The 19168-nt window shown below is 66.9% G+C and carries 20 protein-coding genes, 1 other RNA gene and 1 pseudogene; 11 read left to right on the top strand and 11 right to left on the bottom strand.

The features are described from left to right. The first annotated feature begins 42 nt into the window (after positions 1–42). Entirely contained in the window at positions 43–480 is a 438-nt protein-coding gene (locus LK539_RS03580; RefSeq protein ID WP_227799528.1) for a DoxX family protein, read from the top strand. Positions 481–640: 160 nt separating this feature from the next. Here the strand turns inward: LK539_RS03580 and groL are convergent, their stop codons facing one another. Together groL and groES are read right to left on the bottom strand one after the other, a co-directional pair. Beyond that, positions 641–2287 (bottom strand): chaperonin GroEL, encoded by a 1647-nt coding sequence (gene groL, locus LK539_RS03575; RefSeq protein WP_227799527.1) that lies wholly within the window; start codon positions 2285–2287, stop codon positions 641–643. 47 nt (positions 2288–2334) lie between these two features. Continuing rightward, positions 2335–2625, bottom strand: a complete 291-nt coding sequence (gene groES / locus LK539_RS03570) for a co-chaperone GroES (RefSeq protein WP_027865155.1) — start codon at positions 2623–2625, stop codon at positions 2335–2337. 382 nt (positions 2626–3007) lie between these two features. On the opposite strand from groES, the gene LK539_RS03565 reads away from it, so the two are divergent. The 5 genes from LK539_RS03565 to LK539_RS03545 all read left to right on the top strand — a co-directional run bounded on the left by LK539_RS03565 (position 3008) and on the right by LK539_RS03545 (position 5136). Beyond that, positions 3008–3253, top strand: coding sequence for a hypothetical protein (locus tag LK539_RS03565; protein ID WP_227799526.1), 246 nt, complete (start codon positions 3008–3010; stop codon positions 3251–3253). Beyond that, positions 3250–3561, top strand: a complete 312-nt coding sequence (locus tag LK539_RS03560; protein ID WP_227799525.1) for a cell division protein ZapA — start codon at positions 3250–3252, stop codon at positions 3559–3561. Before LK539_RS03565 ends, LK539_RS03560 begins: the two co-directional genes overlap by 4 nt. Before the next feature lie 56 nt (positions 3562–3617). After that, positions 3618–3798, top strand: a non-coding RNA gene (ssrS, locus tag LK539_RS03555) — 6S RNA. A 67-nt stretch (positions 3799–3865) separates the two neighbouring features. After that, positions 3866–4333, top strand: a complete 468-nt coding sequence (locus LK539_RS03550; RefSeq protein WP_227799524.1) for an EVE domain-containing protein — start codon at positions 3866–3868, stop codon at positions 4331–4333. After that, entirely contained in the window at positions 4333–5136 is an 804-nt protein-coding gene (locus tag LK539_RS03545; protein WP_227799523.1) for a sulfite exporter TauE/SafE family protein, read from the top strand. The genes LK539_RS03550 and LK539_RS03545 overlap by 1 nt, the downstream gene beginning before the upstream one ends. A gap of 173 nt (positions 5137–5309) precedes the next feature. On the opposite strand, the pseudogene LK539_RS03540 reads toward LK539_RS03545, so the two are convergent. Next, a pseudogene (locus LK539_RS03540) lies at positions 5310–6230 on the bottom strand (DUF2167 domain-containing protein). 181 nt (positions 6231–6411) lie between these two features. Here LK539_RS03540 and LK539_RS03535 point away from each other — a divergent pair. Then, entirely contained in the window at positions 6412–7578 is a 1167-nt protein-coding gene (locus LK539_RS03535) for a hypothetical protein (protein ID WP_227799522.1), read from the top strand. Between the two features lie 9 nt (positions 7579–7587). Here LK539_RS03535 and LK539_RS03530 read toward each other — a convergent pair whose 3' ends face one another. Genes LK539_RS03530 through LK539_RS03520 form a run of 3 tightly spaced genes read right to left on the bottom strand, consistent with a single transcriptional unit; the run spans position 7588 to position 11563 of the window. Then, entirely contained in the window at positions 7588–9795 is a 2208-nt protein-coding gene (locus tag LK539_RS03530; protein WP_227799521.1) for a molybdopterin cofactor-binding domain-containing protein, read from the bottom strand. Continuing rightward, the gene (locus LK539_RS03525; RefSeq protein ID WP_227799520.1) at positions 9795–10283 is read right to left on the bottom strand and encodes a 2Fe-2S iron-sulfur cluster-binding protein; all 489 of its coding nucleotides are present in this window, start codon (positions 10281–10283) and stop codon (positions 9795–9797) included. The genes LK539_RS03530 and LK539_RS03525 overlap by 1 nt, the downstream gene beginning before the upstream one ends. Further along, on the bottom strand, positions 10280–11563 hold the full coding sequence (locus LK539_RS03520; RefSeq protein WP_227799519.1) for a cytochrome c: 1284 nt from the start codon (positions 11561–11563) through the stop codon (positions 10280–10282). The genes LK539_RS03525 and LK539_RS03520 overlap by 4 nt, the downstream gene beginning before the upstream one ends. Positions 11564–11629: 66 nt before the next feature. Between LK539_RS03520 and LK539_RS03515 the strand changes: the two genes are divergently transcribed. From LK539_RS03515 to LK539_RS03505, 3 genes are all read left to right on the top strand, one after another. After that, positions 11630–11857 (top strand): DUF4287 domain-containing protein, encoded by a 228-nt coding sequence (locus LK539_RS03515; RefSeq protein WP_227799518.1) that lies wholly within the window; start codon positions 11630–11632, stop codon positions 11855–11857. Further along, complete coding sequence (locus LK539_RS03510) at positions 11854–12198, top strand: hypothetical protein (protein WP_227799517.1); 345 nt, start codon at positions 11854–11856, stop codon at positions 12196–12198. The genes LK539_RS03515 and LK539_RS03510 overlap by 4 nt, the downstream gene beginning before the upstream one ends. Positions 12199–12260: 62 nt before the next feature. Then, a complete protein-coding gene (locus tag LK539_RS03505) occupies positions 12261–14417 on the top strand; it encodes an ATP-binding protein (protein WP_227799516.1) in 2157 nt (718 codons plus the stop codon). A gap of 133 nt (positions 14418–14550) precedes the next feature. Here LK539_RS03505 and lgt read toward each other — a convergent pair whose 3' ends face one another. The 3 genes from lgt to LK539_RS03490 form a co-directional block, all read right to left on the bottom strand. After that, positions 14551–15360 (bottom strand): prolipoprotein diacylglyceryl transferase, encoded by an 810-nt coding sequence (gene lgt, locus LK539_RS03500; protein ID WP_227799515.1) that lies wholly within the window; start codon positions 15358–15360, stop codon positions 14551–14553. A 2-nt stretch (positions 15361–15362) separates the two neighbouring features. After that, positions 15363–16256 (bottom strand): LysR family transcriptional regulator, encoded by an 894-nt coding sequence (locus tag LK539_RS03495; RefSeq protein ID WP_227799514.1) that lies wholly within the window; start codon positions 16254–16256, stop codon positions 15363–15365. Between the two features lie 75 nt (positions 16257–16331). Beyond that, a complete protein-coding gene (locus LK539_RS03490) occupies positions 16332–16562 on the bottom strand; it encodes a TIGR04438 family Trp-rich protein (protein WP_227799513.1) in 231 nt (76 codons plus the stop codon). A 179-nt stretch (positions 16563–16741) separates the two neighbouring features. Between LK539_RS03490 and LK539_RS03485 the strand changes: the two genes are divergently transcribed. Beyond that, positions 16742–17050, top strand: a complete 309-nt coding sequence (locus tag LK539_RS03485; RefSeq protein WP_227799512.1) for a c-type cytochrome — start codon at positions 16742–16744, stop codon at positions 17048–17050. A gap of 64 nt (positions 17051–17114) precedes the next feature. Here the strand turns inward: LK539_RS03485 and LK539_RS03480 are convergent, their stop codons facing one another. Further along, positions 17115–18248: a branched-chain amino acid ABC transporter substrate-binding protein gene (locus LK539_RS03480; protein ID WP_227799511.1), complete on the bottom strand. Its 1134-nt coding sequence runs from the start codon at positions 18246–18248 to the stop codon at positions 17115–17117. A 148-nt stretch (positions 18249–18396) separates the two neighbouring features. Beyond that, positions 18397–19119 (bottom strand): SIMPL domain-containing protein, encoded by a 723-nt coding sequence (locus tag LK539_RS03475; RefSeq protein WP_227799510.1) that lies wholly within the window; start codon positions 19117–19119, stop codon positions 18397–18399. Between the last annotated feature and the right edge of the window lie 49 nt (positions 19120–19168).

The raw sequence follows: 19168 nt of genomic DNA, 5'->3' as shown, positions 1-19168 counted from the left end.
ATAGAGTGGGGTCCTCCTCAACCACCAGCGCAAGAGACTACCATGACCCGCTACAACCTGACTCCCTACGCCGCCCTGCTGCTGCGCCTCGCCCTCGGCTCCGCCTGGCTCTCGCACGCTTTCCTGAAGCTGGCCGCCTTCTGCATCCCGGCGCTCGGCAGCTTCCTGGCCCTCGAAGGCATGCCGACGCCAATGGCCTGGCCGGTAGCCCTGCTGGAACTCGCCGGCGGCACGCTGATCATCCTCGGCCTGCACGGCCGGATCGCGTCGCTAGTGCTGCTGCCCCTGCTGGCCGGCGCCCTGGTCGCCCACACCGGCAACGGCTGGTTCGACAACATCCCGGGTGGCGGCTGGCTGTACCCGGCGATCCTGATGATGGCCACGCTGCTGCATGCCCGCATCGGCGATGGGGCGGCCGCGCTGTCCTCGCCGGCAGATGTGCGCCGGCTTTCCGGTGCGGCCATCAGTGCCTGCCGGTAGGGTGTCGGCTCTGCCGACCGCGCGTCCAACAAGGGCAAGCATAGTCGTCATGCACGCCGGAGTTGAACGCGCGGTCGGCGAAGCCGACCACCCTACGTCGCAATGAAAAAAGCCTGCAGGGCGCGAACCCTGCAGGCTTTTATTTTCGTGCGGGGACGAATTACATCATGCCGTCCATGCCGCCCATGCCGCCCATACCACCCATGCCGCCCATACCGCCGGCCGGCTTGTCTTCAACGACTTCCGAAACCATGCAGTCGGTGGTCAGCATCAGGCCGGCGATCGACGCTGCATTCTGCAGTGCCGAGCGGGTGACCTTGGCCGGATCCAGCACGCCCATTTCAACCATGTCGCCATAGGTGCCGTTGGCGGCATTGTAGCCGTAGTTGCCGGTGCCGGCGATGACGGCTGCCACCACGACCGACGGCTCGTCGCCGGCGTTCTGGACGATCATGCGCAGCGGCTCTTCCATGGCGCGCAGGACGATCTTGATGCCTGCGTCCTGGTCAGGGTTGTCACCCTTGATGTCCAGCGACGAACGTGCGCGCAGCAGGGCCACGCCGCCGCCCGGGACGATGCCTTCTTCCACGGCAGCGCGGGTTGCGTGCAGCGCGTCTTCCACGCGTGCTTTCTTCTCTTTCATCTCGACTTCGGTGGCTGCACCGACGCGGATCACGGCAACGCCGCCGGCCAGCTTGGCCACGCGTTCCTGCAGTTTTTCGCGGTCGTAGTCCGAGGTTGCTTCTTCGATCTGCACGCGGACCATTTTGACGCGTGCTTCGATCGATTCAGCGGCGCCGGCGCCGTCGATGATGATGGTGTTTTCCTTGCCCACTTCGACGCGCTTGGCCTGGCCCAGCTCCTGCAGGGTGACCTTTTCCAGGGTCAGGCCGACTTCTTCGGCGATGACCTGGCCGCCGGTCAGGATGGCGATGTCTTCCAGCATGGCCTTGCGGCGGTCGCCGAAGCCAGGCGCCTTGACGGCGACGGTCTTCAGGATGCCACGGATGTTGTTGACCACCAGGGTCGCCAGCGCTTCGCCTTCGATGTCTTCGGCGACGATCACCAGCGGACGGCCGGCTTTTGCAACTTGCTCCAGCACCGGCAGCAGATCACGGATGTTCGAGATCTTCTTGTCGCACAGCAGGATGAACGGGTTCTCGTGAACCGCGACCTGCTTGTCCGGGTTGTTGATGAAGTACGGCGACAGGTAGCCGCGGTCGAACTGCATGCCTTCCACGATGTCCAGCTCGTCGTTCAGCGACTTGCCGTCTTCGACGGTGATGACGCCTTCCTTGCCGACTTTTTCCATCGCCTCGGCGATACGCTCGCCGATCGAGGTTTCCGAGTTGGCCGAGATGGCGCCGACTTGCGCGATCTCTTTCGAGGTGGTGGTCGGCTTGGCGATCTTCTTCAGTTCTTCGACGGTGGCGGCGACGGCCTTGTCGATGCCGCGCTTCAGGTCCATCGGGTTCATGCCGGCGGCGACGAACTTCATGCCTTCGCGGACGATGGCTTGTGCCAGCACGGTCGCGGTGGTGGTGCCGTCACCGGCGTTGTCGCTGGTCTTCGAAGCGACTTCCTTGACCATCTGCGCGCCCATGTTCATGAGCTTGTCCTTCAGCTCGATCTCTTTCGCGACCGAGACGCCGTCCTTGGTGACGGTCGGGGCGCCGAACGAGCGCTCCAGCACCACGTTGCGGCCTTTCGGGCCCAGGGTGACTTTGACTGCGTTGGCGAGGATGTTGACGCCTTCGACCATCTTGGCGCGCGCTGCGTCGCCGAACACTACTTCTTTAGCTGCCATTTTTTTATTTCTCCGAATGAATTCGTGAATGTTCTATACGAGGAGGATTACTGGGCCACGACGGCCATGATGTCTTCTTCGCGCATGACCAGCAGTTCCTGGCCATCGACCTTGACGGCCTGGCCCGAGTACTTGCCGAACAGGACGCGGTCACCGACCTTCACTTCCAGCGGGCGAACCTGGCCGTTTTCCTGCACCTTGCCGTTGCCGACGGCGAGGATCTCGCCCTGGTCCGGCTTCTCGGCGGCCGCGTCTGGGATGATCAGGCCGGATGCAGTTTTGGTTTCCTGGTCGAGACGCTTCACGATTACGCGATCGTGCAGAGGACGAAGGTTCATGCAAAACTCCTTATTTTTCAGTGGTTTGACTAGCTATTCGATGCCGCCGCCAGAGGGCGTCGGCCTGGAAACGGTTGTTAGCACTCTCAATCGACGAGTGCTAACGCAACATGATTATAGGGATCATAACTTCCCATTTCAAGCGGGAATGTGGGGGATCGAACCGACTTTTTTGCGAAAACACAATCCAATAGATGGGTTGTACACTCTCGCCTGTGGCATCCGCGACAATAGCCGGGCAGCGTACACCGGAATCGCGCCGGGGGGCCACACGGATGGCCGCGCCCCCGGGCGCCCCATGGCCACGGCCCGGACGCCGTCCTCCTCCTGATGGAGGCGCGATTCGGTTGACGGAAAAACGAACTCAGTCCTATAGTGTCGAATGATTTCCGAATTTCAAGACCTCTCCGACAAGATCGACCGGCTCGCCCAGCTGACCCAGTCGCTGCGCGCCGAGAACCACCTGCTGCGCCAGGCCAACAGCCTGCTCAGCGCCGAGAACCAGGAGTTCAAGGAGCGGCTGGTCCAGGCCCAGTACCGTGTCGAAGCGCTGCTCGCCGAGCTTCCCCTGCCGGAAGCCCCTGCGCCCGAGGATGACGCCGACGAAGCGAACGAGGCTACCCAATGATCCATCTCGATTGCACCATCATGGGCCAGCCCTACCGCCTGGCCTGTCGCGAAGGCGAAGAGCGCACCCTGCGCGAGGCGGTCAGCTACCTGGACGGCAAGATGTGCGCGCTACGCGACTCGGGCAAGGTCCGGGGCACCGACCGCATCGCGGTCATGGCGGCGCTCAGCGTGGCGGCGGAGTTCCTGTCGGTCAAATCGCCCCAGGGCCCCCTGTCCGACATGTCGATCCTGGAAGTGAAGCAGAAGCTGGAAGCGATGCACACCGTCCTCGACAAGGCTTTGTCGACGCAGGAAAATCTGTCCTGAATGTCGGATTGGATTCAGTTTCGGTTGACATGCTCGGTCAACAGAGTAAACTGCGCTCTACCCTGCGGTGTTCGAGATTTGTCATATATTCCTTGAACCATTCTTTCGCATAGGTTGCGGGACATGCCTGGTGGGCGCGAGCGTCACTAGTCTGACGAACCCGAAATCGAGCTGACTGCGACCACCTTGAGCCTTTTGGTTCGGGATGCCGGCAATAACGACACAGGCGGGGCTACACACACGAGCGGTTGCGCACCTTGGTACGCAGCCGCTTTTTTTATTGGTGCTTGTCGATGGAGATTCGATGCGCTATTGGTTGATGAAATCCGAGCCGGACGAAGTCAGTTTCGACGACGTGCTGGCGGCGCCACAGCAGACGGTGGCCTGGTACGGCGTGCGCAACTACCAGGCGCGCAACTTCATGCGCGACGCCATGTCGGTCGGCGACGGCATCCTGTTCTACCACTCCAGCTGCGCGGTCCCCGGCGTGGCCGGCATCGCCGAGGTGGCGAGCAGCCCGTATCCGGATGCGACCCAGTTCGATGCATCCTCTCCTTATCACGACCCGAAGGCCACGCAGGAAAATCCGCGCTGGATCTCGGTCGACGTGCGTGCGATCGAGGCGGGGCGCTACCTGCCACTCACCGAGATGCGCAGCATCCCCGCGCTGGAAGACATGGTGCTGCTGCAGAAGGGCAGCCGGCTGTCGGTGTCGCCGGTGACGGCGGGACAGTGGAACACCATCGTCGCTTTGCTGCGGGAGCAGCGCTGATGGACCTCGGCCTGATCCTCGCCCTGCTGGCAATGGGCACCTTCGGCGGCTTCGCGGCGGGCCTGCTCGGCATCGGCGGCGGCATGGTGCTGGTCCCTTTCATCACCATGATCTTTACCGCGCGTGGCTTCGCGCCGGAACTGACCATCCACATGGCCATCGCCACCTCGCTCGCCACCATCCTGTTCACCTCCCTGTCCTCGGTACGCGCCCACCACAAGCACGGCGCGGTCCTGTGGCCGGTGGTGAAGCTGCTGGCGCCGGGCATCCTGGTCGGCTCCTGGATCGGTCCCTGGATCGGCAAGCAGATGGATGCGACCGTGCTGGCCGCCTTCTTCGGCGTGTTCGTCGCCTTTTCGGCCACCCAGATGCTGATCGGGAAAAAGCCCGCCGCGGCGCGTGAGCTGCCCGCAGCGCCGGGGATGTTCGCGACCGGTGGCCTGATCGGCACGCTGTCGGGCATCGTCGGCGCGGGCGGCGGTTTCGTGTCGGTGCCCTTCATGACCTGGTGCGGTGTGCGCATTCATAATGCGGTCGCCACCAGCGCGGCGCTGGGCTTCCCGATCGCGCTGTCGGGCACCATCTCGAACATCTATTTCGGCTGGGGCGAACCCGGCCTGCCGCCGTATTCGCTGGGCTTCATCTACCTGCCTGCGCTGGCCATCATCGTGCTGGCCAGCGTGAGCATGGCGCCGCTCGGCGCGCGCACCGCGCACCGGATGCCGGTGCGGCAGCTGCAGAAGGTGTTTGCGGTGATCCTGTATGCGCTGGCGGCTTACATGTTCTGGAAAGCGGTGAACTGAGCACCTAGTGTTCCTGCGCCGGGCCGAGGGCGCGGCGCAGGAAGGCCGCATCGATCAATGAGGGTCACGATCAATGAGGGTCAGGTCTGACATTCGGACACGAGCCCTGCCTTGACAGCATGTGCACTGTAGAGGCCGTGTCCAGATGTCAGACCTGACCCTGGCTCTACCCATCAGGCCTCAGGCCCCTTGCTCAGGTCGACCTTCGGCAGGCCTGGCGCCGGCTTCTCGCGGCGCAGGAACTTCCACAGGACGGAGGCGAGGGCGGCGACGCCCAGGATGATCAGCTTCTTGAAGGCGACCAGCAGCGCCAGCAGCTTGCCGAAGAAGCCCAGCTTGGCCGCCACGCCGCCCGCCACCAGGGCGGCGATGCCGTATTCGGCGACCTTGTCGGTGCTGGCGTTGAAGTCGGCGTAGCGGTGGCCGGCGTTGAAGTTGGTGAAGGCGGTCACCTGCTGCATCTCGGTGCGGATCTGGTCCAGCTGGCTCAGGCTCGCCACGGCGTTCAGCACCAGTACACCCTCGCGGCCCAGCACCCGGATGTTGTAGTTCAGGCCATTCGCCTGCGCGCCCTCGGTGCGCAGCTCCTTGGCCCAGTACAGCTTGTGCTGGCCCTTGTCGTAATGCGGCTTCTCGGCCCAGCCGACCAGGGTCATCGCGGGATAGCCCTGTTCCTTGCGCTACTTGTTGCCCTCGGCGATGCCGTCCTTGATCTCGGTGAGCAGTTCGTCGTAGTCGATGCTGTCGGCGTCGTCGTCCTTGACGTGGCCGTCCTTTTCATAGGTGATCACGACCCCCCAGCCTTGCTCGCTCAGTGGGCTGACGCCGGCCGGCACGATCATGCCGAGCGTGCCGGCGCCGGGCGGATTGCCCCAGCCCTGCTCCAGCAGGCGGGCGCTGTCGCCGGGCGCCAGGTAGCGGAAGGCGGGTGGCAGGTCGAGCGTGGCGATCCCGCCGGGCAGGGTGATCCGCCCCTGCTGGAAGCTGAGCGAGGCGAGGAACTGTTCGGCCGTGCGCTGGGCAGGCGCGGCGTCCTGTGCGCCGGCGGCGCCCAGGCTCAGGCACAGCAGGATGGCGATGAGGAATCGTTGCATGGCGGGTCCAGGGAAAAACAGACCATGCTACCGAAAAGGCGTACATACAAACTCACCCATTGTCACGGCCGGGCAGGGGGAGGGCAGGGAGTGACGAAGTGAGGCTGTACGGATACAATTGCGCGCCCTTCGCGCCCGGCATATTGACGCCGTGGCCCGGCTTCGATAACGTCCTTGCAGCATGCCATCCGATACCGTTCACCTGCTTCCCGTCACCTCTCCCGCCAGCCAGGGCGCCATGTCGCGCGCGGCCAGCGGTTTCCTGCTGTTCGCCTTCTTCTGGATCGTGGCCGCCGCCGCTTTTTCCGGCTTTGCCGGCAAGTGGGGACTGCGCGACGGCGATCCGCGCTTCGGGGTGGCCGCCATGCTCGAGATGGAAGCGCACAAGCCCTTCGTGTATCGCCAGCTGGTGCCGGACCTGGCGCGCCGGCTCGACGCCGTCGCCTCCGATCGCCTCAAGGAGCGCGTCGCCAAGCGCTTCCGTCCGGACGAGACCTTTGCCAAGAGCCAGCCGGGGACCACGGACAGCGCGCGCTTCCGCTATGCGATCGTCTGGTATGCCAGCTTCCTCTCGCTGCTGGGCAGCTTGTTCGTGCTGCGCCGGATCCTGTTGCATTTCAATGTGTCGCCGCTGGCGGCGGTGCTGGCGCCGACCGCCTTCGCGCTCGCCTTCCCCTACCTGCAGACCGTCGGCGGTTATTTCTATGACACGGCGGAACTGCTGTTCGCCAGCCTGGCCTTCCTGCTGGCGCTGCGCGGACGCCTGGTGGCGCTGGCGGCCCTGGTGCTGGTGGCGACCCTGAACAAGGAGACCTTCTTCTTCGTGCTGCCGGCCCTGTATCCGCTGCTGCGCCGGCACCAGTCGCGCCGCAACGCGTGGCTGGCGGTGGGCGTGCTGGTGCTGTTCGCGGGCCTGATGAACGTGGCCCTGAAGGCGGCCTACCTGGAAGCCTTCGGCGGCGCGCTCGAGTTCCACCTGCTGGCCAACATCCAGGCCTACCTGTCGGGCAACCCGTATTTCCGCCTCGAGACCACCTATGGCCTGGTCGGCCCCTCGCGCGCCTTCGTCGGCACCCTGGCGGTGCTCGGCATCGTGCTGTGGCGCGCCTGGCCGCTGGCGCCGCGCGTGGTGCGCCGCCACCTGGCCATCTCGGCCCTGGTCAACCTGCCGCTGTTCCTGGCCTTCTGCGCTACCGGCGAACTGCGTAACCTGAGCACGACCTTCACCGGCCTGGTGCTGCTGGTGGCCTTCCTGATCGACCGCGAAGCCAGCCTGCGCATGAGCATGCGCGACAGCACCGCCGCAGCCGAAGAACACCCGGCGCCGCAGGAAACCCGCCAAGCCTGAACCCCTAGGTCAGGTCGCGAACCGGCGCAGGCGCTCGCGGTCCAGCGGCAGGTCGCGCACGCGCACGCCGCAGGCGTCCGCCACGGCATTGGCCAGCGCCGCCGCGGCCGGTCCCTGGGACGCTTCTCCCGTGCCCAGGAAGGGCTGGCCAGGACGGTCCAGCAGGTGCACCGTCACCCCCTGCGGCACCCCGCTGAAGCGCAGGATCGGATAGCCGCCCCAGTCCAGGCTCGCGACCTTGCCGGCCTCGAAGTGGACCTGTTCCATCAGGGTCCAGCTACTCGACTGGACCAGGCCGCCCTCGATCTGGTTGCGCACTCCGTCCGGACTCACCACTTCGCCGCAATCGACAGTGGCGTCGGCGCGCACGATGCGCACGAAGCCGGTATCGAGCGCCACCTCGACTTCCAGCGCGATGGCGCAGTAGGCGGCGGAATTCTTATAGCGGGCAAATGCGAAGCCGCGTCCGCGCCGCGGGCTGCGCTTGTAGGCATTCCAGCCGAACTTCGCCGCGGCCAGCTTCACCACCTCGATCGCGCGCGCGTCATTCAGGTGGCGCAAGCGGAAGGCCACTGGATCGATGCGGGCAGCGCGCGCTAGCTCGTCCATGAAGCTTTCGATCGCGAACACGTTGCAGTAGGCGCCGAGCGAGCGCAAGGCCGAGGTGCGCCATGGGCCGGCTGGCTGGAAGCGGTGGGTCACGCGCGCGTTCGGCAGCGCGTAATACGGAATCGCATTGCGGTCGCCACCGCCTTCCGGCTGGGGCAGGGGCTTGGGGACAGGCGGAGCGAACGGCCGCGCCAGCAGGGTCGCGCCGAGCAGGTTGCCGGCGCGCCCCGGGCGGGTCGCGTGGGCCTGGCTCCAGACCTCGTACTGCCAGTCGACGATGCGGCCGTCGGCATCCAGCGTGGCGGCGACGTCGGCCACCATCGGCGGGCCGAAGGGTTCCCAGCCATGTTCGTCCTCGCGCATCCACTGCACCCGCACCGGGACGTCGGGGAAGACGCGCGCCAGCAGCGCCGCGTCGGCCGCCGCATCGTCGGCGCCGTTGTGGCCATAGCAGCCGGGGCCCTCGGCGTGGATGCAGCGTACCGCGCTTTCCGGTACGTCCAGGAGCTCGGCCAGCGCGCGGCGCAGGGGGAACACGCCCTGGGCGTGGGTCCACACCGTATAGCGGCTGCCCTCGCGCAGCGCGATTGCGCAGGAAGGGCCGATCGAGGCGTGCAGCTGGTAGGGGCGGGTGTAGCTGGCGCGCAGGGTCTTGCCCGCCGCACGTGCAGCCGCCGGGACGCCGCGTGCCAGCACCTGCTGCGGCTGGGCCGGCAGGCTGCGCACGAAGGCCGCCACGTCGCGCGTGACTTGCGGCCGCGGCGGAACTTCCCAGCGCGCCGCCTGCGCCAGCGCCCTGGCGGCCTTGATGGCGCGGTACTCCTCGTCCGCGATCACGGCCAGGAAGCGCCCATCCTGCACCACTTCCAGCACGCCGCTCATGCGCGCGACCTGGCTGGTGTCGACGCCGAGCAGGCGCGCATCCGGAGCAGGCGGGCGCACCACGCGCGCGTGCACCATGGCCGGCAGACGGATGTCCTGGATATAGGTGAGGTAGCCCTTGAGCTTGTTCGGGATGTCGACCCGCGGCAGGTGCGTGCCGATCCAGCGCCGCGCATTCGGCGGCCGCGGCGGCAGGGTGTCGCCGGCGCGCACGTGCAGCTCGCTGCCCGCCACCAGGTCGCTGAAGCTGACCCGGCGTCCGTCGGGGGCGCGAAACACGCTGTTGTCCTGCGCCAGCGCGGCCGCCGGCACCTTGAGGTGGGTGGCCGCCTTGTCGTGCAGCAGGGCGCGCACCTGGCCGGCGGCGTAACGGATCGCGGTGGCGCTGTCCTGCATCGAATGGCTGCCCGCGGTATAGCCTTCGTCCGGCGTGCGTTCGGTGTCGGCCGTGATCAATACCATGCGCCCCGGGTCGATCTGCAGCTCGTGCGCCGCCACCTGCAGCAGTGCGGTGCGGATGCCCTGGCCCAGTTCCACCTTGCCGGTGAAGAGGGTGACGCGGTTGTCGGCGCCCACGCGGAGCCAGGCGTCGAGCCAGGGCTCGTTTTCCAGGCTGCCCGGCAGCGCCGCGCTGGCCGGCAGCGGCAGCACGAAGGACAGGGTCAGGGCGCCGCCGCCGGCAAGGAAGCGGCGCCGGCCTGGACGCGGAGCGGTTTGCGCTGTCATCAGTAGTTCCGGATCGGCTGGGCCGCCAGCACGTCGGCGGCGCGGCGCACGGCGCGCAGGATGCGCATGTGGGTGCCGCAGCGGCACAGGTTGGGCTGCATCCAGCTGCGGATCTGGGCCTCGGTGGGCGAGGGCACCTGCTCGAACAGGGCGGTGGCGCGCATGATCATGCCGGCGATGCAGTAGCCGCACTGGGCCGCCTGCTCGTCGACGAAGGCCTGCTGCAGCACCGCGCTCGGGACCCAGCGCGTGCCGCCCGATTCCACCGTGCGCACGGCGCGAGCGCCGACCATCGATACCGGCACCAGGCAGGACATCACGGCCTGCTTGTCGAGCATGACGGTGCAGGCGCCGCACTGGCCCAGGCCGCAGCCGAACTTGGCGCCGTTGAGCTTCAGGTCGTTGCGCAGCACGTAGAGCAGGGGCGTGTCGGCGTCGACGTCGACCGTCTGTGCCTTGCCGTTGACCTGCAGCTGGAATTTACTCACTGTGTCCTCGCTTTCTGCACCGCCTCGTCCAGGTCTTCCCACGGCTCGGCGTTGGCGCCGTAGCGGCGCAGGTAGGCCGCCAGCGCCGTTGTCTGGGCGTCGTTCAGGACGGTGGCGAAGCCCGGCATCCAGCGTCCCGGTGCGCCATCGGGCGGCGTGATGCCCTCGCGGATGATGTGGACCAGGCTGCGCGGGTCCGGATCGTACAGGGCCACCGCCCCCTGCAGCTGCAGGGCGGCGCCGGAGCTGGCGCCGCGGCCCGCGTCGTGGCAGCTGGCGCAGGCCATTGCATAGGTCTCGTAGCCGAGGCGCATGCGGGCCAGGTCGGGGTCCTTGTCGCCAGGCGCCGGGAGCGGGCCGGGCGCCGGTATGGCGCGGGCCGGGGCATGCTTCAGGAAGCCGTGGATGTAGGTGGCGACGGCGCCGACGTCGCCGGCGTCGGCCTGGCCAAGGTTGACCACCACGTCCTGCATCGGGCCGCCCGCCACCGCGTGTCCTGGTGCGATGCCAGTGCGCAGGTAGGTGGCGAGATGCTCGCGCGTCCAGGGAGTCGGCGATGGGGACTTGGCGTTCAGTGCGGGGGCATACCAGTCTTCGGCCTCGCCGCCGTCCAGTTGCCGCTTCAGGTCCGGACCACCCAGCAGCGTGCGCGGTGTGTGGCATGCCGTGCAGTGCGCCAGGGTGTCGGCCACATAGGCCCCGCGGTTCCATTCGGCGGACTGTCCCGGGTCCGGGCGCCAGGGCGATTCGTCGAGGTAGAGCAGATTCCAGAACGCGAGCAGCGGACGGAAACCGAAGGGGAAAGTCATGCGGTTCTCGCGCGCCGGGGCGCTCAGGGCCGGCCGCGTCATCAAATACGCGTACAAGGCGCGCATGTCGTCCTGCGCCAGTCTGGTGTAGTGGTTGTAGGGGAAAGCGGGGTAGAGCAGGTGGCCGTCGCGCGAGACACCCTGGCGCATGGCGCGCTCGAAGGCTTCGAAGCTCCAGGCGCCGATCCCGGTCTGCGCATCCGGCGTGATGTTGGTGCTGTGGACGGTGCCGAACGGCGTCGTCAAGGCCAGGCCGCCGGCAAAGGGACGCAATGGATCGACCGTGTGGCAGGCGGCGCACATGCCGAGCCGGGACAGATTGGCGCCGCGCGCCACCAGGGCCGCATCGACACGCGGCGCGGCAGCCTGCGGTTCCAGCGCCGGACGCCACATGAGGAAGAAGGCGGTGAGCGCCAGCACGGCCAGCGCCGCCAGCGCCAGCCACCATCGTTGTCGCCGCGTTGTTATCATGTCGATGTTCGTTCGTCCCGATCGTCGTGGGAATGTACAGTTTCCTCAACCACCACGGAGAGCATTATGACGGAAAAGACAAGGCCACAAGGGCCCGCTTCGTACTTCCCTTCCATCGAAAAGAAATACGGGCAGCCGATATCGCACTGGCTCGGCCTGCTGGCCGCCAGGCCGGGCATGAAGCACATGGAGCTGGTCGGCTGGCTCAAAACCGAGCACGGGCTGGGGCATGGCCATGCCAATGCCCTGGTCGCGCACCACCTGGCGTCGGGCAGTGGTATGCTGGGGCCATGACTACCGATTCCGACATCGAACTGTCCGGCCCTTTCCAGGCCAAGGACGGCAACGGCCGCACCCTCGACGTCAAGGCGATCCGCATCTTCGACGAAGGCTACGGCATCATCGACGTGTACGTGGACTTCAAGGACCGGCTCGAACCCGGCGCCTACAAGGACGAGGTGCTGCTGCGCCAGCTGGTCGACCGCCTGCGCGCGCTCGGCTACAAGGGGCCGGATTTCGGGCACAGCGACCCGGGGCTGCAGGAAAGCCGCCTGGTGGTGCTCGAGGCCCCTGAAGAGTTCACGGCTTTTGCGAAGAGCCGCGGGTGGAAGAACCTGGCCGAAGACTTCGAATAACACCGGTTTAATGGCGGGCACGGCAATGTGCCTATAATGTGTTTTTCGACACAGGCCACCCCATGCCGCTGCGCCAGGGCTTCACCGTTTCGCTCCGGCGCCTGCTGGTGCTCCTCACCGCCTTCGGCCTGCTGCCGCTGGCGCTGCTGGGCGTGTGGGGCCTGCACCTGGTGGGAGACTACCAGCAGCGTGAACAGGAGCGCCACCTGCTCAACCTGGCGCGTGCGCTGTCGAGCGCCGTCGATGCCGAACTCGATGGCGCCGCCGCAGCCCTTGAAGCCATGGCGCGTACCCCGGCCATGGCCAACGGCGAGCTGCGTCCAGTTTACGAGATCGCGCGCATGCAGGCGGCCAGCCAGCCGGAATGGCTGGCCGTGATCCTCACCGACGACAAGGGCGCCGTCCTGTTCCGCACCAATGCCCCGTTTGGCGGGCCGCCCGGCATCATCGCCGACCCGGCCAGCCTGCAGCGCGCCATCGACAGCCGCCAGCCCCTGGCCGGCCGCGTCGTGATCGGCAAGGGCGGCCGCGCCGCCTTCCCGATCCGGGTTCCCGTTACCGACCATGCCGGCCGCCGGTATGTGCTGAGCGCCGTGGTCCAGCCCGGCCGCATGCTGCGTGTGCTCGAGCGCCAGAAGGTGCCGGCCAGCTCGGTGATCGGGATCATGGACAGTGGCGGCGCTATCGTCGCCCGCTCGAAAGGGCAACAGCGCCTGGTGGGCGGCCTGCCCAGCCCCTCGCTGGTCGCGCTGATGCGCGGTGCCGGACAGGAAGCGGTGGCCGCCACCACCACGCTCGAAGGCGATCAAGTGGTAACGGGCTTCAGCCGCACCCGCTTCGGCTGGCAGGTGGCGATCGGCGTGCCGCCCTCGGCGCTGGGCCCACTGCAGGGCATCGCGCTGTACGCGGCTGGCCTGGTCGCTTCGCTGCTGGCGTGTGCGGTGCTGGCAACCCTGCTGTCGAACCGCATCGTGCGCGCCTTCCGCAGCCTGCAGAAGGGCGGCGCGGCGCTCGGCGCCGGCCTGCCGGTATCGGTGCCGCCCTCGCGCATCACCGAGATCGACGACACCGGCTGCGCCCTGATGGCCGCCGCCGGCCTGCGCGACGCGCACGAGGCCGAGCGTTCGCGCCTGCTCGCTTCGCTCGAACGGGCGCTGGCCGACAGCCGCGCCGCGGCCCAGGTCAAGGACGAATTCCTGGCCATGCTCGGCCACGAGCTGCGCAATCCGCTCAGCCCCATCGTTGCAGCACTCGACCTGATGGACCTGCGCGGCGAAGCGTCCAGCCAGCGCGAGCGCACCATCCTGCGGCGCCAGGCCAACCACCTCAAGCGCCTGGTCGACGACCTGCTCGACGTCTCGCGCGTCACCAGCGGCAAGCTGCGCATCGAACGGCGCCCGCTCGACCTGGCCGAACTGGTGCGCCACGTGGCGGCCTCCTTCCCGGGCACCCGGGTCGAGGTGCAGACGCCGCAAACGCTGTGGGTGCAGGGCGACGAAAGCCGCCTGACCCAGGTGCTGAACAACCTGCTGTCGAATGCGGCGCGCTTCGGCAGGCGGGCCACGCGCGTCACCCTGGCCGCCGACGGCATGGATGCGCGCCTGGCGGTCATCGACGATGGCGTGGGCATGGACCGGGCGATGCTCGAGCGCGTGTTCGAACCCTTCTTCCAGGCCCCGCAACCGCTGGCGCGCCATACCGGCGGGCTGGGACTGGGCCTGGCGATCGTGCGCCGTATCGTCGAGCTGCACGGCGGCTCGGTCAGTGCCCACAGCGAGGGACTGGACAAGGGCAGCCGCTTCGAAGTGAGGCTGCCGCTGGCCGCGGCTGCCTTGCCGGCGCCGGAAGCGGACCCTGCTCCTGTAATGGAACAGCGTGACGTGCTGCTGGTGGACGACAACCTCGATGCGGCCGAAGCGACGGCCGCGGTGCTGGCCCACCTGGGGCACACGGTACGGGTGGCGGAAACGGCGGTGGCGGCCGTGGAGCAGGTGCGGCGCCGCATCCCCGATGTCGCGGTGCTGGACATCGGCCTGCCCGACATGGATGGCTATGCGCTGGCGACGCTGCTGCGCAAGGAGGCACCAGAGTTGCGGCTGGTGGCGCTGACCGGCTACGGCCAGCGCGCCGATGTCAGCCAGGCGCTGGGCGCCGGCTTCGACCTGCACCTGACCAAGCCGGCCTCGCTCGAAGACCTGCAGCGGGCGGTTTGTGCGTAGGGTGTTCGTCATTCAGTCCACTGGACTGAATGACCGCCGAACGCGCGTTCAGCTGCGGCAAGCGTGATGGAGGCGTTCGCACTTGTCGAACGCGCGGTCGGCACAGCCGACCACCCTACCCATCAAAGGCAGCTCAGGCCGTGGCCGGACGCCCGTTCGGCTGGCGGTAGGCCCAGGCCAGCATCACCAGGGCGGCGACGATCATCGGCAGCGACAGCACCTGGCCCGAGGTGATCGGCATCCCGAGCACCGTGGTTTCCCAGTCCGGCACGCGGAAGTACTCGGTGGTGAAACGCGCGCAGCCGTACAGCAGGGTGAACATGGCGCCCACCGCCAGGCGCGGGCGCTGCTTGCGCGCATAGGGCCACAGGATCAGGAACACGACGATCCCGTCCAGCAGCATCTGGTAGATCGGCGAGGGATGGCGCGGGCCTTCGACGCCTGGCCACAGCATGGCCCAGGGCAGGCTGGGGTCGGCCAGGCGTCCCGGCAGTTCGGCGTTGATGAAGTTGCCGAGGCGCCCGGCGGCATACCCGAGCGGCACCATCGGCGCGATGAAGTCGTACACATCGAGCAGGTTGCGCTTCGATTTGCGGGCCCACAGCGCCATCGCGATCAGCACGCCCAGGAAGCCGCCGTGGAAGGACATGCCGCCGCGCCAGACCATGAAGATCTCGAGCGGGTGCTGCAGGAAGTAGAGCGGCTGGTAGAACAGCACTTCGCCCAGGCGCCCGCCCAGCACCACCCCCAGCATGCCGTAGAACAGCATGTCGTCGAGGTCCTCGGCCTTCCAGCCTTGCGCGGCGATGTGCGGCTGGCGGATGCGCACGCGGCCCAGGATCAGGAACAGGGCGAAGGCCACGACATACATCAGGCCATACCAGTGGATCTGCACCGGTCCGATGGCAAAGGCGATGGGATCCGGCTGCGGGTGTACTAGCATTGTTATTCTCTCTCGATGAAATCCAGGAAGCTCCTGAGCACGGGCGAGGCATTGTCGCGGCGCCAGGCCAGCCCCAGCTCGGTCAGCGGCGTGGGCTCATGCAGGGCGCGGTACTCGACGCCGGCGCGCATCAGGTTCGACACGGATTGTGGCACAAGTGCCAATCCCATGCCGCCGGAGACCAGGCTGACGATGGTCTGCATCTGCAGCGCTTCCTGCCCGATGACGGGCGTGATGCCGGCGGCGCGGAAGGTGGCGAGGATGGCGTCGTGCAGGGCCGGGGCCGCCGCGCGCGGGAAGATCACCAGCGGCAGCGGCGGCAGGTCGCGCAGCCGCACCGGGCCCTTGCCGCGCAGCGCATCCAGCCCGGCGGGGGCGCACAGGATCAGCGGCTCTGCGAGCACCTTGCGGTAGCCGAGCGTCGCATCGAGCGCGCCAGGGAGCGGCGGGATCACGAAGCCGGCGTCGACGCGGCCCTGCAGCAGCTCCTCGGCCTGCACGTCGGAAGTGGCTTCGCGCAGCACCAGGCGCACCTCGGGGAAGGCGGCGCGGTAGCGCTGCAGGATCGAAGGCAGCACGCTGTAGTCGGCGGTGGAAACAAAAGCAAGGGTGAGGCGGCCCGCTTCGCCGGCGGCGACGCGGCGCACCAGCTCGGGCAGGGCGCCGGCCTCCAGCAGGATGCGGCGCGCTTCAGGCAGCAGGGCGCTGCCGGCGGCGGTGAGCGCTACCTGGCGCCGGTTGCGCAGGAACAGCGGCGCGCCGAGCAGCTCTTCGAGCCCGGCGATGCTTTGCGACAGCGGCGGCTGCGTCATGTGCAGGCGTTCGGCCGCACGCCCGAAATGGAGTTCTTCGGCCACTGTAACGAAGTGCCGAAGCTGGCGGAGTTCGAGATTCATTGATACGCGCCGTGTATGGAAAATGCTCAGTGATACGTTAAACATATCACATCACAGGGCGCGCGGTGTGCGCTGTCAGGTCTTGCGGCGCTTGTCGAAGGCTTTCTGAACGCGTTCTTCGCGGCGCTTGTTCAGCACATTGTGTTCCTTCTTCTTGTCGAGCCCGAGGACTTTTTCGATGAATTCGAACCAGATGAAGGCGAACACCATCAGGCCGATGATGGCCCACCAGGACAGCTCGGCAAAGCGCCAGACCTCGAACAGGCGCAGGCCGCTCAGGGCGGCGATCAAGAGGATCAGCGGCATGGGATAGCTCCTTATCCTGTGCATATTACGCATAAATTTATTTCCGCGTGGAAAAATCTCGCACTTTGTGAAGATTCGCCAACAATGCAGCGGTGTTACCAGCGTAACAGGGTGTATCCCCTTATGAAGCGCCGGGAAATACACGGTAGAATGCAGTCGTCATAAACCTGGAGAAACAAATGAAACGCTCGTTGTTGTTGTGTGTGGTGATGTCGGCCTTCGCGTCCAGCGGCGCGTTGGCCCAGGCCGACCTGGCGAAGGCCAAGAATTGCATGGCTTGCCACGCGGTCGGCAACAAGCTGGTGGGCCCGTCCTACAAGGATGTCGCCGCCAAGTACGAGGGCCAGAAAGGCGCCGAGGACAAGCTGGTGCAGAAAGTGCTGAAGGGCGGCGCGGGTACCTGGGGCCCGGTGCCGATGCCGGCCAACCCGCAGGTGAGCGAGGCCGAAGCCCGCAGCCTGGTGAAATGGGTGCTGGCGCAGAAGTAATCCTCGCCCGGCATAAATCAAGCGCGCCTGCGTGAGCAGAGCGCGCTTTTTGTTTTTTGGTGCATCAGCGGATCACGTCGATCCGCGAGCGCTTGCCGCCCTTGTAGGTGAACAGGGTCAGCGCGCCGTTCTGGATGTCGCCCGAGGGGTCGAACTGAATGGTCCCGGTCACGCCCTCGTACTTGATGCGCTTCAGCTCCGGCAGGTACCTGGCCGGGTCGGCCGACTTCGCGTTCTGCATCGCCGCCGCCATCACCATCACCGAATCGTAGACATAGGGCGCATACAGCTGCACCTCGGCGCCGGTCTTCTGTTTGAAGCGCGTACGGAAGTCCGCCATCACCCCCTCCTGGGCGCCCTTGACGCCGCCGGCCTCGGCGCAGACCACCTTGTTTTCGCCCACCGCGTCGCCCGCCAGCCGTCCCAGCGCTTCGGTGCAAATGCCGTCGCCGCCCATGAACTTCGCCGTGATGCCGAGGGTCTTCATCTGCTTGAGCATGGGGCCGGCCACCGAATCCATGCCGCCGAAGAAGACCAGGTCGGGTTTGGCGCCGCGGATCTTGGTGAGGATGGCGGTGTAGTCGGTGGCGGTCGCCGTGGTGAATTCCTTGGCCACCACGCGCACGCCCGGTCCCTTCACGCCTTTGGCGAATTCCTGGGCCACGCCCTGGCCGTAGGTGGTGCGGTCGTCGATGATGGCGATGTTCTTTGCCTTCAGGGTCTCGACCGCGTACCTGCCCAGCGTGCCGCCCAGCTTGGCGTCGTTGGCGACCACCCGGAAGGCGCCCGGGAACTTCTGCTTCGTGTACTGGGTGGCCGTGGTGGCGGGGGAGATCTGCACCAGCCCGGCGTCATGGTAGATCTTCGAAGCCGGCACCGTGGTGCCCGAGTTTAGGTGGCCGACGATGCCGTTGACCCGGGCGTCGACCAGCTTCTGGGCCACCGCCGTTCCCTGCTTGGGGTCGCTGCCGTCGTCCTCGGCCAGCAGCTGCAGTTTCACCTTCTGGCCATTCAGGGTGAAGCCCCTGGCGTTGAGTTCGTCGATCGCCATGCGGGCAGCGTTCTCGTTGTCCTTGCCGAGGTGGGCGTTGGGGCCGGAGACCGGGCCGACATGGCCGATTTTGACGACCTGCTGGGCCTGGGCGCCGGCGGCAGCCAGCGTGCAGGCGAATGCGATGAGTCCGATACCGAGGCGCATATGGAATCTCCTTGTAAAGACGCGTTCCACAGCACAAGGTACATCAGTTTTTTACAGCCGAAAAGCAATTATTGCGAGCATTTGCGCCGCCGCACCAGTCCAGTGCGCAAAGCACCGGCGTGGCATGGCGGCTGCCGCAAGGAGGTGCTTATTTCCCGCCGATCCGGTAGATCACGTCAGCCGTCTGGGCCAGCCGCATCGCCTGCACCAGCGCCATGTCCGCCTTCGGCGGCACGCGCCGGCCGCCGCCACCGCGGGCGTTCGAATCGCTGGCCAGGCCCATCGCGTTCGACAGGTTCTTGAGCGGCGCGATCGATACCCCGGTCGCCGGCCCCAGCCTGGCGCCGACGCCGCGCGCGATCTCCTGCGCCTTGAGCTTGGCCGACGCAAGCGCCTGCTGGAGCAGGTCGGATTCGATCTTCTCGCGGTCGCTGCGGTTGTAGGTGACGGCCAGCGACTCGATGTCCTTCATCACGATCAGGGCGCGCATCACCGGCGTCCACTGGCCCAGGTCGCGCACGGTCACGTGCATCGAGACCCGCGTCTCCATCGGCATCGGCTGGCCTTCGGGCAGGATGTCGACCTTGCGCGGACGGCGCACGATGTCCTGCACGAAGACGTCTTCCGGCGCGATGCCGTGCTGGGCGAACAGCGCGCGGCTGGCCTCGAGCCTGTCGTTGACGATCTTCCAGGCGGCGTCGGCATCCGGTTCGAGCGACACGATGTCGATATCGATTTCGCCGACGTCGGGCATGATGTACTGGTCGGCGCTCGCGCTCACGTGGATGAAGGGATGGTTGGGCAGGTCGGCCGCCATGCCTGGCAAGGCAGTGGCGGCCAGCAGCAGGGCGGCGGCGAATCGTTTCAGCATGCGAGGCACTCCGTGGTCGGTGAGGAATGCCTCGACAATAGATTATCTA

The organism is Massilia sp. IC2-476, from assembly GCF_020707295.1.
GTDB lineage: Bacteria > Pseudomonadota > Gammaproteobacteria > Burkholderiales > Burkholderiaceae_D > Telluria.
The sequence above is the reverse complement of the archived record's forward strand: the minus strand, read 5'-3'. Positions and strand labels throughout refer to the sequence as shown.

What these genes read in the sequence shown, in the direction of transcription:
- LK539_RS03580 (WP_227799528.1), top strand. Translation starts at nt 43, where the DNA reads ATGACCCGCTACAACCTGACTCCCTACGCCGCCCTGCTGCTGCGCCTC.
- groL (WP_227799527.1), bottom strand. Translation starts at nt 2,287, where the DNA reads ATGGCAGCTAAAGAAGTAGTGTTCGGCGACGCAGCGCGCGCCAAGATG.
- groES (WP_027865155.1), bottom strand. Translation starts at nt 2,625, where the DNA reads ATGAACCTTCGTCCTCTGCACGATCGCGTAATCGTGAAGCGTCTCGAC.
- LK539_RS03565 (WP_227799526.1), top strand. Translation starts at nt 3,008, where the DNA reads ATGATTTCCGAATTTCAAGACCTCTCCGACAAGATCGACCGGCTCGCC.
- LK539_RS03560 (WP_227799525.1), top strand. Translation starts at nt 3,250, where the DNA reads ATGATCCATCTCGATTGCACCATCATGGGCCAGCCCTACCGCCTGGCC.
- LK539_RS03550 (WP_227799524.1), top strand. Translation starts at nt 3,866, where the DNA reads ATGCGCTATTGGTTGATGAAATCCGAGCCGGACGAAGTCAGTTTCGAC.
- LK539_RS03545 (WP_227799523.1), top strand. Translation starts at nt 4,333, where the DNA reads ATGGACCTCGGCCTGATCCTCGCCCTGCTGGCAATGGGCACCTTCGGC.
- LK539_RS03535 (WP_227799522.1), top strand. Translation starts at nt 6,412, where the DNA reads ATGCCATCCGATACCGTTCACCTGCTTCCCGTCACCTCTCCCGCCAGC.
- LK539_RS03530 (WP_227799521.1), bottom strand. Translation starts at nt 9,795, where the DNA reads ATGACAGCGCAAACCGCTCCGCGTCCAGGCCGGCGCCGCTTCCTTGCC.
- LK539_RS03520 (WP_227799519.1), bottom strand. Translation starts at nt 11,563, where the DNA reads ATGATAACAACGCGGCGACAACGATGGTGGCTGGCGCTGGCGGCGCTG.
- LK539_RS03515 (WP_227799518.1), top strand. Translation starts at nt 11,630, where the DNA reads ATGACGGAAAAGACAAGGCCACAAGGGCCCGCTTCGTACTTCCCTTCC.
- LK539_RS03510 (WP_227799517.1), top strand. Translation starts at nt 11,854, where the DNA reads ATGACTACCGATTCCGACATCGAACTGTCCGGCCCTTTCCAGGCCAAG.
- LK539_RS03505 (WP_227799516.1), top strand. Translation starts at nt 12,261, where the DNA reads ATGCCGCTGCGCCAGGGCTTCACCGTTTCGCTCCGGCGCCTGCTGGTG.
- lgt (WP_227799515.1), bottom strand. Translation starts at nt 15,360, where the DNA reads ATGCTAGTACACCCGCAGCCGGATCCCATCGCCTTTGCCATCGGACCG.
- LK539_RS03495 (WP_227799514.1), bottom strand. Translation starts at nt 16,256, where the DNA reads ATGAATCTCGAACTCCGCCAGCTTCGGCACTTCGTTACAGTGGCCGAA.
- LK539_RS03490 (WP_227799513.1), bottom strand. Translation starts at nt 16,562, where the DNA reads ATGCCGCTGATCCTCTTGATCGCCGCCCTGAGCGGCCTGCGCCTGTTC.
- LK539_RS03485 (WP_227799512.1), top strand. Translation starts at nt 16,742, where the DNA reads ATGAAACGCTCGTTGTTGTTGTGTGTGGTGATGTCGGCCTTCGCGTCC.
- LK539_RS03480 (WP_227799511.1), bottom strand. Translation starts at nt 18,248, where the DNA reads ATGCGCCTCGGTATCGGACTCATCGCATTCGCCTGCACGCTGGCTGCC.
- LK539_RS03475 (WP_227799510.1), bottom strand. Translation starts at nt 19,119, where the DNA reads ATGCTGAAACGATTCGCCGCCGCCCTGCTGCTGGCCGCCACTGCCTTG.